The organism is Streptomyces sp. NBC_01267 (assembly GCF_036241575.1).
Taxonomy (GTDB): Bacteria; Actinomycetota; Actinomycetes; order Streptomycetales; family Streptomycetaceae; genus Streptomyces.
The window spans coordinates 4,576,758-4,590,607 of the sequence record NZ_CP108455.1; the positions used below are offsets into that span (position 1 = coordinate 4,576,758).

Below are 13,850 nucleotides of genomic sequence, written 5' to 3' on the forward strand. Positions count from 1 at the left end.
GCGAAGTCGACTCGCTTATGTCGCAGAGAAACATTCGGGGAGAAGCGGCGTGAAGGTCCAGGAGCGCACGGGCGCAGGTAACCACCGGGTTCCCTCACCCGGACAGTCGGCCGGTGAGCGGCTTCCCACGGTCACACGTGAGCGCAAGCCCGCACTCGCCGCACTTGCCGTGCTGTTGATTCTTGTCGGTGCGCTGGGCGCGACGGTGCTCGTGCTGCGCGCCGGGAACCGCGTCGAGGTCGTCCGGCTGAAGGCAGGCCACACCATCCAGGCCGGCGAGAAGCTGACCGCGAACGACGTGTCCTCGGTGATGGTCGCCGACGACGCCAGCATCAACTACGTCCCGTACAAGCAGCTCGCCTCGCTGGAGAAGCTCCGGGCGAAGAACACCCTGGTCGGCGGCACCCTGCTGATCGGTGACATGTTCACCGCCACGACCGGAATGCCCGCGGGCAAGGCCTCGGTGGGTCTCTCCCTCAAGGACGGCCAGTACCCGCCGGACATCGCGGCCGGTGACACCGTCACCGCGTACCGCGTCGGCGACAAGAGCGGCGGTTCGAGCTCCAGCTCCACCACCGGCGGTTCGCAGACCGGCGGTTCCGGCAGCACCCCCCTCGTCGAACAGGCGATCGTCAGCAAGTCCGTGGTCCCGGCGACCGGTTCGATCGGCAGCGGGAACCGTTCCATCACGCTGACCGTCGATACCGCTGATGCCCCCGCGCTCGCCCAGGCGGCGGCGAACGGCCAGGTCGCACTCGTGCGCGTCGCCGCCCACACCGGCTGACCCTCCGAACCCGCAGAGGAACGCAGAAGACGTAGAGGAACGCAGAAGACATGGCGCTCATCGCCCTCGCCGCAGACAAGGGTTCGCCCGGAGTCACCACGGCCGCCCTTGCCCTCGCCGCTGTCTGGCCCCGGCGGGCCCTGCTCGCCGAGGCCGACCCGGCGGGCGGGGACCTCGTCTACCGCACCAACGCCGCCAACGGCGGCCCGCTCAACCCGAACACCGGTCTGCTCTCCATCGCCGCCGCGGCCCGCCGCGGGCTCGCCGCCGATCAGCTCTGGGACCACGCCCAGCCCATGGCTGGCGGGCTCGAACTGCTCGTCGGGATCGGTTCGGCCGAGCAGGCCGCCGGGCTCGCCGGGGTGTGGCCCACGCTCGGGCAGGCCTTCGCCACACTCGGCGAGTCCCCGCACGCCCCCGCCGATGTGATCGCCGACTGCGGCCGGATCGCCGGGGGTTCGCCCGCGATCGACCTGATGCCGCACGCCAACCTGGTGCTGCTGGTCTCGCGTACGGAGCCGGAGCACATCGCCCGCGTACGGGACAGGGCCGCCGCCCTCCACGCGCAACTGCACGGCGGACAGCGGGGCATGTCGCAGCTCGCGACGCCTCTCATCGGGGTGCTCCTCGTCGCCGATTCGAACACGTCCACCAAGCTCGCCCACCAGGTCAACGACATGCTCGTCGCCGCGCAGACCGGTGCCCGGGTCATCGGCACGCTCGCGTACGACACCTCGGGTGCCGGGCTGCTGTCCGGGCGCGGCCGGGGCCGGCTCGACAAGTCGTTGCTGATCCGCAGTGCCCGCAAGGTCGCCGCCGACGTCTACCAGCAGTTCGGCGCCGCCTGGTCGCAGCCGGGTGCCGGGGCAGGTCGATGAGCAGCGTCGTCGACCACTCGCTGGTCAAGCGGTTCCGGCAGGACGCCGGGGACCGTATCGCGGAACAGCGCCGTATCGACCAGGTCAGCAACACACCGCCGATGTCCGGGGAGGACGAGCGGCAGTACGCCCGCGCCGTCATCGCCCAGATACTCGAGGAGTACGCGCGCGCGGAGATCAACGCCGGGCGTACCCCCTTCGACGCGGAGACCGAGGAGCAGTACGCGGCAGCCGTGCACGCCGCGCTCTTCGGAGTCGGGCGGCTCCAGCCGCTGCTCGACGACCCGGACGTCGAGAACATCGACATCAACGGCTGTGACCAGGTCTTCGTCGGGTACGCCGACGGGCGTGAGGCCCGGGTCGACCCGGTCGCCGAGACCGATGAGGAACTCGTCGAGCTGATCCAGGTGCTCGGCGCCTACTCGGGTCTCTCCTCCCGGCCCTTCGACTCCGCGAACCCGCAGCTCGACCTGCGGCTCCCGGACGGTTCGCGTCTCTCCGCCGTCATGGAAGTGGCCCGCAGGCCCGCGCTCTCCATCCGTCGCGCCCGCATGGGCAAGGTCTTCATGGCAGACCTCGTCGGCAACGGCACCCTGACCCCGGAGCTGGCCCACTTCCTCGCCTGCGCGGTCCGGGCCCGTAAGAACATCATGATCGCCGGTGCCACCAACGCCGGGAAGACCACGCTGCTGCGGGCCCTCGCCAACGAGATCCCACCGGTGGAACGTCTGGTCACGGTCGAACGGGCACTGGAGCTCGGGCTCGACCAGTTTCCCGAACTGCACCCCAACGTGGTGGCGTTCGAGGAGCGGCTGCCGAACTCCGAGGGGCTCGGGCAGATCTCGATGGGCGAGCTGGTGCGCCGGTCGCTCCGTATGAACCCCTCCCGCGTCATCGTCGGTGAGGTGCTCGGCGACGAGATCGTCACCATGTTGAACGCGATGTCGCAGGGTAACGACGGCTCGCTCTCCACGATCCACGCGAACAGCTCCAGCGAGGTGTTCAACCGCATTTCCACCTACGCGCTCCAGGCCACCGAGCGGCTGCCCATCGAGGCCAGCCAGATGCTCATCGCCGGAGCCGTCAACTTCGTCGTCTTCGTCCAGCGCCGCAACAACTTCGAGAGCGGCGGCCGGCTGCAACGTGCCGTCACCTCGGTCCGTGAGGTGAACGGCGTGGACGGACGCGTGCTCTCCAGTGAGGTCTTCGCGGAGACGCCCGACGGGCGTGTCCTGCCGCACGCCCCGGTGGCGTGCCTCGACGACCTTGCCGTACACGGCTATCGCCCTTCCGGGGCCTGGGGGTGAAGGAGACCGTATGAATGGCATCTCCTCGTTGGGCGGGTTCTTCGATCCGCAGCTGCTGTACGCACTGGGCTGCGGCATCGCCGCGGGCGGTGGCCTCGCGCTGCTGATCCTCGCCATCCGTGGCATCGAGCCCAAGCCCGGTCATGTGAAGGCCGCACGCGGTGAGCGCACCAGGGAACTCGTCCAGTTCATCGGCCGGCGCGGCTCCATCGCCGTCGGTGTCGGACTGATCGTCCTGCTGCTGACGCGCTGGACCGTCGCCGGAATCGGCGCCGGACTGCTGGTCTTCTTCTGGGACCGCCTCTTCGGCGGCGCCGCACAGGAGAAGGTCGCGATGCGCCGGGTCGAGGCGCTCGCGGGCTGGACCGAGTCGCTGCGTGACACCATCGCCGGCGCCGTCGGTCTGGAGCAGGCCATCCCGGCGTCCGCACGCGCCGCGGCCCCCGCGCTCCGCCCGCACCTGGACGCCCTGGTCGACCGGCTCCGCGCCCGTATGCCGCTGCCCGAGGCCCTGCAGTACCTTGCCGACGAGATCGACGACGCGTCCGCCGACATCATCGTGGCCGCGCTCATCCTCAACGCCAAGCTGCGCGGCCCCGGCCTGCGCCAGGTGCTCGGCGCGCTCTCGAAGAGCGCGCGCGAGGAGATCGACATGCGCCACCGCGTGATGGCGCAGCGCTCGTCGACCCGGCGCAGTGTGCAGATCGTGGTGGTCGTCTCGGTGGCGTTCGTGCTCGGACTCGCCGTGTTCAACCGGGACTTCGTGTCACCGTACGGTTCGCCGATGGGCCAGCTGGTGCTGGCCGGTGTGTGCGGTCTGTTCGCGCTCGGCTTCTGGTGGCTGCGGAAGCTGTCGGTGATCGAGACGCCGGAGCGCTTCCTGGTCCGTGACGAGCCGGAGGTCCGGTTCGTACGACCGGACTCGGCGCCGTCCGGCGGCCAGCCGGGCCAGCCGGGTCAGCACGGCCCGTACGGCCAGCACCCCGCCCCGCAGGCATCGCCGTTCAACCAGGGCCAGGGGGCGCAGCGATGATGGACATTCTCACCGCACCGGTACTGATCGGTGCCGTGCTCGGCCTCGGTATCTACGTCCTCGTACGGGCCCTGTCGCCCTCGAAGCGTTCCGCCGTCTCACAGGTGCGGCGCATCGACGCGCTGCGGGCCGCCGGTTCCGGGTACGAGCGGCCGGGCAGCCAGTCCGCCGAGGACGACGGACGGCTCGGCTCGCTGCGCGCCAAGGTGGGGGTGCGGATCGCCGACCTCTACATGCAGCAGGGCTGGGAGCAGCGCTCGCTCCGCTCCGACCTGGCGGTCCTCGACCGCAGCTGGGAACGGTTCCTGGCGACCAAGGTCCTGCTCGGTGTGTCCGGCCTGATCTTCGGGCCGATGCTCTTCGCCATCGCCTGGGCCATCGGCTTCGGCAGCGGCCCGATCATCCCGGTCTGGCTGGCGCTCGCCTGCGCCGCGCTCTTCTTCTTCCTGCCTGATCTGGAAGTACGCAGGGACGCGGCCGACAAGCGCAAGGATCTGCGGCGGGTCATCGGCGCGTATCTGGACCTCGTGTCGATGAACCTGGCCGGTGGCCGCGGGCTCCCCGAGGCGCTGATGGCCGCGGCCGAGGTCAGCGACGGCTGGGCGCTGCGCCGCATCCGTAACACCCTCGCCGACGCCCGGATCACCGGCACCAGCCAGTGGCTCGCTCTGGGCAGACTCGGCGAGGAGCTGGGTATCGAAGAGCTGAAGGACTTGTCGTCGTCGCTGGCGCTCGTCGCCGACGACGGGGCGAAAGTGCGTGAGTCGCTGGCCTCCAGGGCCGAAACGATGCGGCACCGCGAAATGGCCGAGATCGAGGGAGCGGCGGGTGAGAAGTCGCAGTCGATGCTTGTCGCGCAGCTGCTCCTCTGCGCCGGATTCCTGGTCTTCCTCATCTATCCGGCCGCGATGCGCGTCTTCCAGGTCTGAACCCGCAACCCACTTCTCTTGAGAGGATTCCATCCATGTTCGGACGCCGCTTCAGTCACCCGACTGTCGACTTCCTGATCACGTTCCTGCAGGCGCGCGTCGAGCGTGCCCGCTCCGAGGACACCGACCGCGGCGCATCCGCCGTGGAGTGGGTCATCATCTCCGCGGTCGTTGTGGCGATCGTCGGCGTGGTCGCCGCGATCATCAACTCGGCACTGAGCTCCGGTGCCAACAAGGTCGGCGACTGCATCAAGGGCGCCACCGCGAGCGGCACCTGCTGAGTACGGAATCCCGAGTCCGGGACACGGGGCGGGTGCAGGTACCGATGGTGGTGCTGGTGCGTCAGAGGATCAGAGCGTTCGTACGCCGCAGGGTGGAGGCAGCCTCCACCCGCGGTGACTCCGGCATGACCGCGATCGAGTTCGTGTTCCTGACTCCGGTGCTGTTCTTCCTGATCTTCGCGACGGTGCAGTTCGCGCTGTATTTCTTCGCCGACCACGTGGCGCAGGCCGCCGCCCAGGCGGGCACGCGCAAGGCCCGCGCCGAGGCCGACGAGAACCCCGGCGGCTGGCGCGGGGACGCGGGCGATGTCGTGCAGAGCTATATCCAGCAGCTCGGCTCGAAGCTGGTGCTCGGCCCCCGGGTGACCATGGTCCAGCCGGACCGGAACACGGTCGGGGTGGAGATCTCCGCCCGGGTCCCGAGCGTCTTCCCGGGGCTGGACCTGACGGTGCACGCGCAGTCGCGGGGGCCGGTCGAGCGGTTCGTACGGGACTGAGCGGGACTGGGCGGGCTGGGCAGGACTGAGCGGGACTGGGCGGGACTGATGGGAGACCAACGGGTGCGGGGGCTGCGGAGCTTGGGGGGATACGTGGGTACGCGGTGCGGCCACGCGGTGACCGGTATGCCGGCAGGTACGGCGGCCGGGGGCGGCGAGGGTTCCGGGGATGGTTCCGGGGATGCTGAGGGGCCCGGCGCGGCGTTCGCCGATCGCGGGCTGTCCACCATCGAAGTGGTCATTCTCGCCCCCGTCATGATCCTCTTCATTCTGGTCCTGGTCGGATTCGGTCAGCTCGTCGAAGGCCGGGGCGCCGTCGACAGCGCGGCCCGCGACGCGGCCCGCGCGGGCTCCATCCAGAAGGACGGGGGAGTCGCCATGGCCGAGGCCCGCAGGGCGGCCGAGGCGGACCTGAGCGACGTCTGCTCCGGCCCGGTCTCGGTGACCGCCAACGGCTTCGTGAAGGGCGGGTTCTTCACCGTGGAAGTCAGCTGCCAGATCCGCGGCCTGGCGATGCTCGGCCTGAACATCCCGACCACCCTGACCGGCCGCTCGACCTCGCCGATCGACCCCTACCGGAGGACGGTATGAGCGCGCCGAACGCCCGCTCGGTGCCGAGGCGTTGGACGCCGTGGTCCCGACTCTCCCGATGCTCCCTGTGGGTGCGGTCCCGCCGCGACCGGCTCGACGACCGGGGCTCGGGTGCCGCGGCCGTCATCATCTTCGCGTTCCTGTTCCTGGCGCTGGCGGCGTTCGTCGTGGACGGCGGGCTGTCGATCTCCCAGCGCGAACGGGCCGCGGACATCGCGGAACAGGCGGCGCGGTACGCGGCGCAGGACATCGACCGCGAGTCCCTCTACGGCGACCAGGGCGGCCCCGCACCGATCAACTACCAGAACTGCGATGCCCGGGTGCACGCCTTCGCCGTCGAGATGGGCATGTCCGGTCAGGACATAGGGGCGTCGCACTGCACGGCGGCGAACGCGCAGCGGGTCGAGGTGACGGTGCAGCTGACGTACGAGCCGGTGCTGACGGGCATGTTCTACAGTCACTCGATCACGGTGCACGGCTCTTCGGTCGCGGAATCGGTCACGGGCTGAGCGCTTGAGCGCTTGAGCGCTTGAGCACCTGGTCGTCATGCGGCACGCGTCAGGCATCAGGGCGCCGTGCATGAGGCATCAGGCATGACGCATCACGCATCACGCAGCGATTCATGGAGGAACGAGATGGCGTTCGGTCGGCGAAAAGATCCCGAGCCGACGGTCGAGCCGGTGGCGTGGGACAGCGCCGACTGGTTCGTGATCAGTGCCGTGGAGCGCCCCGCCACCCTCCGGCGGAAGGCCGTGACCGGCCCGCGTTGCGTACGTACCCGGGTCGTCGAGCCGGGCGTGGAGCTGTACGCCCCCGCGGTGTTCATCGCCCAGCCCGACGCGGAGACCAAGGCGTACGAGCTCTACCCGGCCCTGGACCCCCGGACCCTGCTCTGTGCGCTCGCCCCGGTGAAGGGCGGACGCGGCGGCGAGCGCTACCGGGTGACGGACGGCCAGGGACAGGAACTCGGCACGGTCCACCGCACCGGCGCCACCAAGCGCACCGTCCAGCACGCCTGGTGGCTGGAGCAGCCCGGCCATCCCGACATCGTCGCCCGCTACCACTGGGCGAAGGGCAGCGCGAAGGACGTCAGGGAGCGGGGAGCGTCGGCGGTGGTCCGCGGGGCGGGCCAACTGGCCGAGAGTGTCGTCGACTCACTGATCCTCGGCGGCTCCGAGGGCGGCGACAGCAGCACGTACGAGAGCAAGCCGGTGACATGGCGGGCCGGCGAGACGGAAGTCGCCCTGACCTCGGGCCACACGGACAAGGCCGTCAGGACGTACACGCCCCGGGCGAGCTGGCTGGACCGCCGGCTGGCACTCGCACTGGCTGTACTCCGCGAGGGCTGACGGATCAGTAAGGACCTGGACGTTCATCCCGTGCCTGCGGTGCTTCCCGGAGTAATACGGCCGGTCGGCGGCGATGCGGTCGATGGGCAGCAGCGTTCCATCGAGGATCAGATATGCCTTGTGCGCCGCCGCCCGGACCGCCGTGGTGATGTCAGGGGCCAGGGCCTTGAGGATCTCGACGGCCTCGGTCACGTATCGATAGGCAGTGGTGATTCCGACACCGAAACCGGCTGCCAGCTGAGCGTACGTATGGCCGCACCGCAGGTGGGCCAACACCAGCAGGGCCTGTCGGCCGGCCGGAAGCCGACGCCACCGGGTGCCGCGCTCCAGGCGTTGGGTGCGCAGCAGGCTGGACAGTAACTGAAGGGCAGAGCCGGACAGATCGATCCCCGATGGGTAGACAAGCACACGAAGCTCAGGGTGGTCAGGTTGTTCTTGGTGGATCACCCCGTCTACCAGGAGGTCCGCCTCTTCCCGAACTCACCCCCCAACAGCCCCTACTCGCACGCAGGTCGAAAGAGAGCACACTGCGTCACCACTGCCACGCCTTGAGGTAACGGCAGCCGACTGGCTCAGCCGAGATCAGTGCAAGAAGCCAGCACCGCGTCGAGCAGACCTGGGAACCGTGCGTTGAGATCGTCGCGCCGCAGACTGACGAACCGGGTCCGGCCCTCCACCTCGGTCCAGGTCACCCCCGACTCGCGGAGCACCCGGTAGTGGTGGGACATCGTCGTCCTGTGCACGTCGATGTTCTCGCCCACAGCGGAGCAGCTGTCCCTGCCCTTGTCCGCCAGCTGCGCGACGATCTGCAGGCGCACCGGGTCTGCGAGGGCATGGAAGATCTCGGCGATCTTGATTTCTTCGGCCGCCGGTTGTGTCAGTTCGCGCATCGTCGGCCTGTCCGCGAAGTCATGGACCGAGAATAACCCACGAGTGGATACGTGGACAACCATCAACGTGTTTGCTACGTTGCCGCTCTCGACGCCATCTCGCCCTCTCGGCAGCGGAAAGAGTGCATCATGCACAAGCGGTTATTCCCTCTGGCGCTTGCGACCTTCGCCGTCGGCACAGACGGGTTCGTCATCGCCGGCCTTCTTCCCTCTATCGCCGAAGATCTCAACGTCAGCGTCCCCGCAGCGGGTCAGCTGGTCACCGCCTTCGCGCTGACCCTCGCCATCGCCGCCCCCGTCTTCGGCTGGGCCACCAGCTCCATGGACCGCCGCAAGGCGTTGATGATTGCTCTGGCGGTCTTTACGATCGGTAACGTCGCTACGGCGCTGGGCACCTCCTTCGCCGCCGTCATGACCGCCCGCGTCATCACCGCAGCTGGCGCCGGCATCATCACCTCCACCGCCTCCAGTGCGGCCGCGGTGGTCAGCCCGCCCGAACGCCGCGGTAGTGCCCTGGCCTTTGTCCTGGGCGGCCTGACGCTCTCCAGCGCAATCGGCCTTCCCCTCGGCACCCTCATCGGCCGCAGTGACTGGCATGTGACCCTATGGGCGGTCGCCGGGCTGGGCGTGGTGGCGGCTTTGGGGGTCGCCTTCGCCCTGCCGAAGATCATGCTCCCGGCCACGACGTTCCGGGCCCGGCTCCAGCCGCTCAAGGAACGCTGGGTGCTCGGGACCCTGGCCGTCACGACGCTGGCTCTGACCGGCACGTACCTCCTGTACACGTACGTTGGAGCAGCCTTGGAGGACACGATCGACGGCAGTGAGACCACGCTCACCTGGGTGCTGTTCGTGTACGGGCTCGGCGTTCTGGGCGGCAATCTCCTGGCCGGGCGCCTGTCCGATCACTACCCGGCGGAACGGCTTCTGTTCGGTGCCCTTGTCGTCTTCATCATCGTCCTGCTGGTCAGCCGGCCGGCCATCGAGACCCTCGGAACCACCTTCGTCTGGGCCGCGGTGTGGGGCGTTCTGGTGGGCATCCCGTCCGTCCTCCAGCAGCACCGCCTCGTCGCCCACGCGCCGGCCGCGACGTCCGTGCTTCTCGGACTGAACTCCTCGGCGATCTACCTCGGCGTCGCCCTGGGCGGAGCCCTCGGCGGGCTCTTCCAGGGCTGGATCTCCCCGGTGTGGCTGGGGATCCCGGCAGCCGGTGTCACCCTGCTGGCTTTCCTCCTGACGCTCGCGACCGCGCAGAGCCCCAAGCGGGGCGCCGTGGAGGAACCGAGCCTCGCCACCAACTGAACGCTCACCAGGCTGTTGCCGTCCTTCACCACACGTCAGCGTGAGGTTGGAAAAGGCTCAGTGTGTCGTTCCCGATCAACGCAGTACAGCCGAAAGGAGCGTTGACGAGAAAGACCGACCCCCACCAGAAGCGGTCGAGCTCGATACCGTCGGCAGCATCGTGGAGTTGGTCCCCTTCGTCGGATGATCCGGCGGGGGAGGGCAGCCAGGTGTCCGGCAGCGCGGATGCCGCAGGAACAGGAAGACGGAGAGACGGGGGATGGGTGTGAGCAGTCCGGTGGAGGGGGCGACAGCGGGGATACGTACCTGGTGTCGCATCGTGCTGGCGGTCGGTATCTGTTGTTATGTGCTCGCGGTCGGCGCGGGGATGTTCCTCCTGTCGGACGACCACGGCTTCGGCCTGCTGGCCCTTCTGTGGTTCGTGGCAGGGGTGCTTCTCGCGGTGCTGATCCGCGGGTTGGGCGTCGGCGGCGTGACTGCCCTGGGCGCGGCGCTGTTCATCGTGTTCGCCTCTGTGGCGTCCGTGAGCGTTGCCGGGATCGCCCGCGACGGTCTCACCCTTCAGCATCGGGGGGAGCGGGTCCGTGTCACGGTCGTGAAGGAGCGGCTCGACCCGCCCCGGGGGCGTGGGGGGCGGCATTCCCATTACACGTTGGAGCGGCAGGACGGCACGCGGGTCCCGGGGCCCGAGATGGAGACGATGTCGGACCGCTACGACGTCGGCGACGTACTGACGGTTGTGGAGGATCCGGAGGGCAAGCTCGGTCCTCAGACACCCGGCCAGGCGGACGCCACGGGCGACGTGGCCGGGGCGGGAGCCTTCGGTCTGGTGGCGCTCGGCGCCGTCGGCTGGATGACATGGCGCGGTTCGGACACCGCGAAGCGTCGTGACCGGCAGAAGCTGTTGGCGGCGAAGCGGAAGGCGTACCCCAACGGGCTGCCTGATCACATGGCGCAGAACGAGCAACAGGAGGAGAAGCTCCGCGAGGCTCTGCGTACCTTCCCCGCCGATCGTCGCGGCTACATCAAGGTGCAGCCCGGGTGGTACCCCGATGTATCGCTGGAACGGGCCGCGCGCATCGCCTGGGAGATGGGACTGCGTGCGGAGGCGGCGGGGAACCGGGGTTCGTGGCGCTTCGGGGAGACCGTGATGGAGGAAGTCCCGCACGACTGAGCCTCTGTGACCGGCGGTGGGTACGTGGCCGGACCGGTCACGGCGTACGAGTACGAGTACGGGTGTCGGGCACCGGGCCCTCACTTCACCCGGGAGGGCGGGGCGGTCTTTCCCGAGGCGAGGGGGGAGCGGGCCAGTTCGACGCAGCCGACGGCGACCAGGGCGAGCGCACCCGCTTCGGGCAGCAGCCACCAGCCGGTCCGCAGACTCTCGCCGAAGAGCGTCACCCCGTAGAGGATGCTGATGAGGGCGTCGCCGAGGGTGAGCATCGGCTGTACGGCGACGAGGGTGCCGGCCTGGAGCGCGTTCTGGAGGAGGAACAGCGAACCCACCCCGGCCACGGCGGTGCCGTAGAGCTGCCAGGACGTCAGCAGGGCCACGACCCCGTCACTGTCGCTGAGCCGCGCCATCGCGTCCTTCATCAGCGCGGCAGTGAGCGAGTACCCGCAGGCTGCGGCCAGCCCGAGGAGTGCGCCCCGGATGTTGCCGCGGGTACTCAGCGCCCCGCTGATGACGGCGGCCTCGAAGATCGCGGTAACCACCAGCGCCGGAATCCAGGCCCACCCGTACACCGTCTCGCGCCCGCCGCCCGGGTCGGCGGTCGCCATTCCGAGCGCCAGACCCAGGGTGACTGCCGCGACGCCGTACCAGACGCGGCGCGGCAGCCGGACCCGCATGATGTGGCCCGCGAGCAACAGGGTCGCGGGCAGCTCGATCACGAAGATGGGCTGCACCACGGCGATCGGACCGTTGGCCAGCGCCACGGCCTGACAGACGGCCGCGACGATCACCAGGCCGATCCCGGCCAGCCACACCTTCTTGCGGAGCAGCTGACCGATCAGGGATGCGTGCATCGCCTTGCTGGACGGTACGGTCGCGGCGGCGCGGCGCTGGAACACGGAGGCTGCGCCGTTGCTGAGGGCGGTCAGTACGGCGAACAGGACACTGATCACCGCTTCATGATGAAGGGGTGAGGGCTGAAATATGGACCTTGGATGGTTATGGGCCCGTCGCGGTGGCAGCGATGCGTACGCCAAGTGCGGTGATGCATGACGTTCGGTGCGCAGCGGTCAGCGGTTGATTGCCTGGATCTCCTGGACGTTCATGTCCTGGGTGGTCTCGAAGGTGCCGTCGGGCATGGTGCCGCCCGAGTTGCCGGAGCCCTTCCAGGAGATCTTCCAGGTGATGGAGGCCTTGAGCTGGTAGGGGGTTCCGTCGGTCGCGTGGAGGTAGCTGATGCCGCAGGGCGGGGTCTGGTCGGCGTCTCCCTTTTTGTACGGGGTGCCGATGGACTTGTCCTGGTTGAAGTCACAGGTGCCGGAGGCGGGGTAGGTCTCGGCGTCGTCGGTGCCGGGGTCGAGGTGGAGGCTTACGGGGGTGGCGGTGGTTTCGGCCCAGAGCCCGGTGTTGGGGAGTTCGGCGCGGACTACTACGTCCTGGAAGGTGCCTTTGTCGAGCCAGACCCAGGTGGGCAGATTCACTGTTGATCGGGTGGCGGGTTTCAGTTCGATCTTGGTGTCCGGAACCTCGACCTTGTTGTAGGCGTACTCGGCGAGTGTCTTCGGCGTTGGGGCGTTCGGCACATTCGGGATTGTCTGGGCGTCCTGCCAAAACATGAGCTTCCCACAGTCCCAGACGTCACCGGCGGCATCTTCGTTCGCGACGCTTCGCCAAAAGTATCCCTTCTTGCCGATGTTGTAGTTTTTGTATCCTGGAGCGGTTGTTCCGTCGTTGTTCGGCCAGGTCTCCTCGTCCTTGTAGTGATCGGTCCATAGGCCCTTTCCGTACCACGACCAAAAGGCGCCCACGTCGCCGATGCCGCCTGTGTCGTCCACGAACTTCTTCAGCGACTCAGGTGTGAAGACTGGCTCATACCAGCAAGCCGGGGGCTTCCAATTAGGGTCGATTGTCGTGAGGTTGCCCTTCTTGTTCCCGTGGCCGCCACCCTTCACATAGTTGATTTTGATCTGCGAGTGGCTGGCGGAAGCCAGCAGCTCTTTTCCGTCAGCGTTACCCGAAGGGCCGCTCGGGTTGGAATGAGAGTTATCGGTGGGGCCATCTGCGTGCGCCATACCTCCACTCCACAACAACACTGTTGCCGCCACTACGGAGCTCCAGCGGATTGCCTTTCCTGGATTAGTCATCACTGACACTCCGACGCTGTGCCCTTGACGTTGATCAGTTGGGTCTTCCATACGTCTGATGAGCCAGTGGGCTGGTCCATGAGCATGCTGAATTTCTGGAAACTCTTTGAGCTCGCCTTGGTTTGGAGGATCTTTTTGGTCTTGATTTCCTTGCCGTAGAACTTGGACTGATCGCGGCAGAAGGTGACCGATACGCGCTTACCGTCGCCGACGGGGCTGATCTCGGCGTTGTAGTACCTGTCGGTTCCAGTCGCGGTCCACCCACCGGTCACCCAAGCTTGGATCTCGGTCTTTGCGTAGTGGGCGGCATCGGCGCCGGAGTAGAACTTGTATGCAGGGTCGTTCGGATCCTGTGCGTTGATCCCGTGGTCCAGGGCGCGGATGTAGTTCTCCGCGTCAGCGAGTGCAGCGGCGTGCTTCGCGTCCGACGGCTTGTCGAAGTCGAAGTTCAGGTGCAGATCCGCCGGCACGCTGACATCCGGCCTGCCGTCACCGGTCGAAGTGGACGCCGAAGCCGAAGGGCTCTTCGACCCCTCGCCCGCGCCCTTGATCTTGTCCGAGGAGGAGTTGTCGCTACTTCCCCCGCAGGCGGTCAACAGCAGTGCAGCGCCAACAGCGAGTGCGGCGGCGATGGTCGGAGTGCGGCGAGCCACGTGTTCTCCCCCGGGTGTTCGGTGGCCCGATGGTCCGGTGG

Annotated in this window: 16 protein-coding genes and 1 pseudogene; 12 read left to right on the forward strand and 5 right to left on the reverse strand. The window is 68.3% G+C overall.

The window, feature by feature from the left end; genetic code table 11:
- The first annotated feature begins 49 nt into the window (after positions 1 to 49).
- The 10 genes from OG709_RS21025 (at position 50) to OG709_RS21070 (ending at position 7,649) form a co-directional block, all read left to right on the forward strand.
- On the forward strand, positions 50 to 784 hold the full coding sequence (locus OG709_RS21025) for a hypothetical protein (protein WP_250299048.1): 735 nt from the start codon (positions 50 to 52) through the stop codon (positions 782 to 784).
- 50 nt (positions 785 to 834) lie between these two features.
- Positions 835 to 1,662 carry a hypothetical protein gene (locus OG709_RS21030; RefSeq protein ID WP_250299049.1) on the forward strand — a complete coding sequence of 276 codons (828 nt, stop codon included), beginning with the start codon at positions 835 to 837 and terminating at the stop codon, positions 1,660 to 1,662.
- Complete coding sequence (locus tag OG709_RS21035) at positions 1,659 to 2,969, forward strand: CpaF family protein (RefSeq protein WP_250299050.1); 1,311 nt, start codon at positions 1,659 to 1,661, stop codon at positions 2,967 to 2,969. Before OG709_RS21030 ends, OG709_RS21035 begins: the two co-directional genes overlap by 4 nt.
- Before the next feature lie 10 nt (positions 2,970 to 2,979).
- Positions 2,980 to 4,002, forward strand: a complete 1,023-nt coding sequence (locus tag OG709_RS21040) for a type II secretion system F family protein (protein ID WP_266641442.1) — start codon at positions 2,980 to 2,982, stop codon at positions 4,000 to 4,002.
- Complete coding sequence (locus tag OG709_RS21045; protein WP_374211223.1) at positions 3,999 to 4,931, forward strand: type II secretion system F family protein; 933 nt, start codon at positions 3,999 to 4,001, stop codon at positions 4,929 to 4,931. Before OG709_RS21040 ends, OG709_RS21045 begins: the two co-directional genes overlap by 4 nt.
- Before the next feature lie 35 nt (positions 4,932 to 4,966).
- Positions 4,967 to 5,212 (forward strand): hypothetical protein, encoded by a 246-nt coding sequence (locus OG709_RS21050; protein WP_250299054.1) that lies wholly within the window; start codon positions 4,967 to 4,969, stop codon positions 5,210 to 5,212.
- A gap of 125 nt (positions 5,213 to 5,337) precedes the next feature.
- Positions 5,338 to 5,709, forward strand: a complete 372-nt coding sequence (locus OG709_RS21055; protein ID WP_374211236.1) for a TadE family protein — start codon at positions 5,338 to 5,340, stop codon at positions 5,707 to 5,709.
- 126 nt (positions 5,710 to 5,835) lie between these two features.
- Positions 5,836 to 6,300, forward strand: coding sequence for a TadE/TadG family type IV pilus assembly protein (locus OG709_RS21060; RefSeq protein ID WP_250299057.1), 465 nt, complete (start codon positions 5,836 to 5,838; stop codon positions 6,298 to 6,300).
- Complete coding sequence (locus OG709_RS21065; protein ID WP_250299059.1) at positions 6,297 to 6,809, forward strand: pilus assembly protein TadG-related protein; 513 nt, start codon at positions 6,297 to 6,299, stop codon at positions 6,807 to 6,809. The genes OG709_RS21060 and OG709_RS21065 overlap by 4 nt, the downstream gene beginning before the upstream one ends.
- Positions 6,810 to 6,935: 126 nt before the next feature.
- The gene (locus tag OG709_RS21070; protein ID WP_250299061.1) at positions 6,936 to 7,649 is read left to right on the forward strand and encodes a hypothetical protein; all 714 of its coding nucleotides are present in this window, start codon (positions 6,936 to 6,938) and stop codon (positions 7,647 to 7,649) included.
- A 2-nt stretch (positions 7,650 to 7,651) separates the two neighbouring features.
- Here the strand turns inward: OG709_RS21070 and OG709_RS21075 are convergent.
- Positions 7,652 to 8,057: pseudogene (locus OG709_RS21075) on the reverse strand (transposase family protein); the annotation flags it as partial.
- 164 nt (positions 8,058 to 8,221) lie between these two features.
- Positions 8,222 to 8,539 carry an ArsR/SmtB family transcription factor gene (locus tag OG709_RS21080; protein ID WP_250299063.1) on the reverse strand — a complete coding sequence of 106 codons (318 nt, stop codon included), beginning with the start codon at positions 8,537 to 8,539 and terminating at the stop codon, positions 8,222 to 8,224.
- A 129-nt stretch (positions 8,540 to 8,668) separates the two neighbouring features.
- Here OG709_RS21080 and OG709_RS21085 point away from each other — a divergent pair, with 129 nt between their 5' ends.
- Positions 8,669 to 9,838: an MFS transporter gene (locus OG709_RS21085; protein ID WP_329167427.1), complete on the forward strand. Its 1,170-nt coding sequence runs from the start codon at positions 8,669 to 8,671 to the stop codon at positions 9,836 to 9,838.
- Positions 9,839 to 10,097: 259 nt separating this feature from the next.
- Entirely contained in the window at positions 10,098 to 11,012 is a 915-nt protein-coding gene (locus OG709_RS21090) for a hypothetical protein (protein ID WP_329167429.1), read from the forward strand.
- Between the two features lie 80 nt (positions 11,013 to 11,092).
- Here the strand turns inward: OG709_RS21090 and OG709_RS21095 are convergent, their stop codons facing one another.
- From OG709_RS21095 to OG709_RS21105, 3 genes are all read right to left on the reverse strand, one after another.
- The gene (locus tag OG709_RS21095) at positions 11,093 to 11,965 is read right to left on the reverse strand and encodes a DMT family transporter (RefSeq protein WP_250299068.1); all 873 of its coding nucleotides are present in this window, start codon (positions 11,963 to 11,965) and stop codon (positions 11,093 to 11,095) included.
- A gap of 117 nt (positions 11,966 to 12,082) precedes the next feature.
- The gene (locus tag OG709_RS21100; RefSeq protein ID WP_329167431.1) at positions 12,083 to 13,084 is read right to left on the reverse strand and encodes a hypothetical protein; all 1,002 of its coding nucleotides are present in this window, start codon (positions 13,082 to 13,084) and stop codon (positions 12,083 to 12,085) included.
- Positions 13,085 to 13,155: 71 nt separating this feature from the next.
- Entirely contained in the window at positions 13,156 to 13,809 is a 654-nt protein-coding gene (locus tag OG709_RS21105; RefSeq protein ID WP_326694235.1) for a hypothetical protein, read from the reverse strand.
- Positions 13,810 to 13,850: the final 41 nt, after the last annotated feature.

What these genes read in the sequence shown, in the direction of transcription:
- OG709_RS21030 (WP_250299049.1), top strand. Translation starts at nt 835, where the DNA reads ATGGCGCTCATCGCCCTCGCCGCAGACAAGGGTTCGCCCGGAGTCACC.
- OG709_RS21035 (WP_250299050.1), top strand. Translation starts at nt 1,659, where the DNA reads ATGAGCAGCGTCGTCGACCACTCGCTGGTCAAGCGGTTCCGGCAGGAC.
- OG709_RS21040 (WP_266641442.1), top strand. Translation starts at nt 2,980, where the DNA reads ATGAATGGCATCTCCTCGTTGGGCGGGTTCTTCGATCCGCAGCTGCTG.
- OG709_RS21045 (WP_374211223.1), top strand. Translation starts at nt 3,999, where the DNA reads ATGATGGACATTCTCACCGCACCGGTACTGATCGGTGCCGTGCTCGGC.
- OG709_RS21050 (WP_250299054.1), top strand. Translation starts at nt 4,967, where the DNA reads ATGTTCGGACGCCGCTTCAGTCACCCGACTGTCGACTTCCTGATCACG.
- OG709_RS21055 (WP_374211236.1), top strand. Translation starts at nt 5,338, where the DNA reads ATGACCGCGATCGAGTTCGTGTTCCTGACTCCGGTGCTGTTCTTCCTG.
- OG709_RS21060 (WP_250299057.1), top strand. Translation starts at nt 5,836, where the DNA reads ATGCCGGCAGGTACGGCGGCCGGGGGCGGCGAGGGTTCCGGGGATGGT.
- OG709_RS21065 (WP_250299059.1), top strand. Translation starts at nt 6,297, where the DNA reads ATGAGCGCGCCGAACGCCCGCTCGGTGCCGAGGCGTTGGACGCCGTGG.
- OG709_RS21070 (WP_250299061.1), top strand. Translation starts at nt 6,936, where the DNA reads ATGGCGTTCGGTCGGCGAAAAGATCCCGAGCCGACGGTCGAGCCGGTG.
- OG709_RS21080 (WP_250299063.1), bottom strand. Translation starts at nt 8,539, where the DNA reads ATGCGCGAACTGACACAACCGGCGGCCGAAGAAATCAAGATCGCCGAG.
- OG709_RS21085 (WP_329167427.1), top strand. Translation starts at nt 8,669, where the DNA reads ATGCACAAGCGGTTATTCCCTCTGGCGCTTGCGACCTTCGCCGTCGGC.
- OG709_RS21090 (WP_329167429.1), top strand. Translation starts at nt 10,098, where the DNA reads ATGGGTGTGAGCAGTCCGGTGGAGGGGGCGACAGCGGGGATACGTACC.
- OG709_RS21100 (WP_329167431.1), bottom strand. Translation starts at nt 13,084, where the DNA reads ATGGCGCACGCAGATGGCCCCACCGATAACTCTCATTCCAACCCGAGC.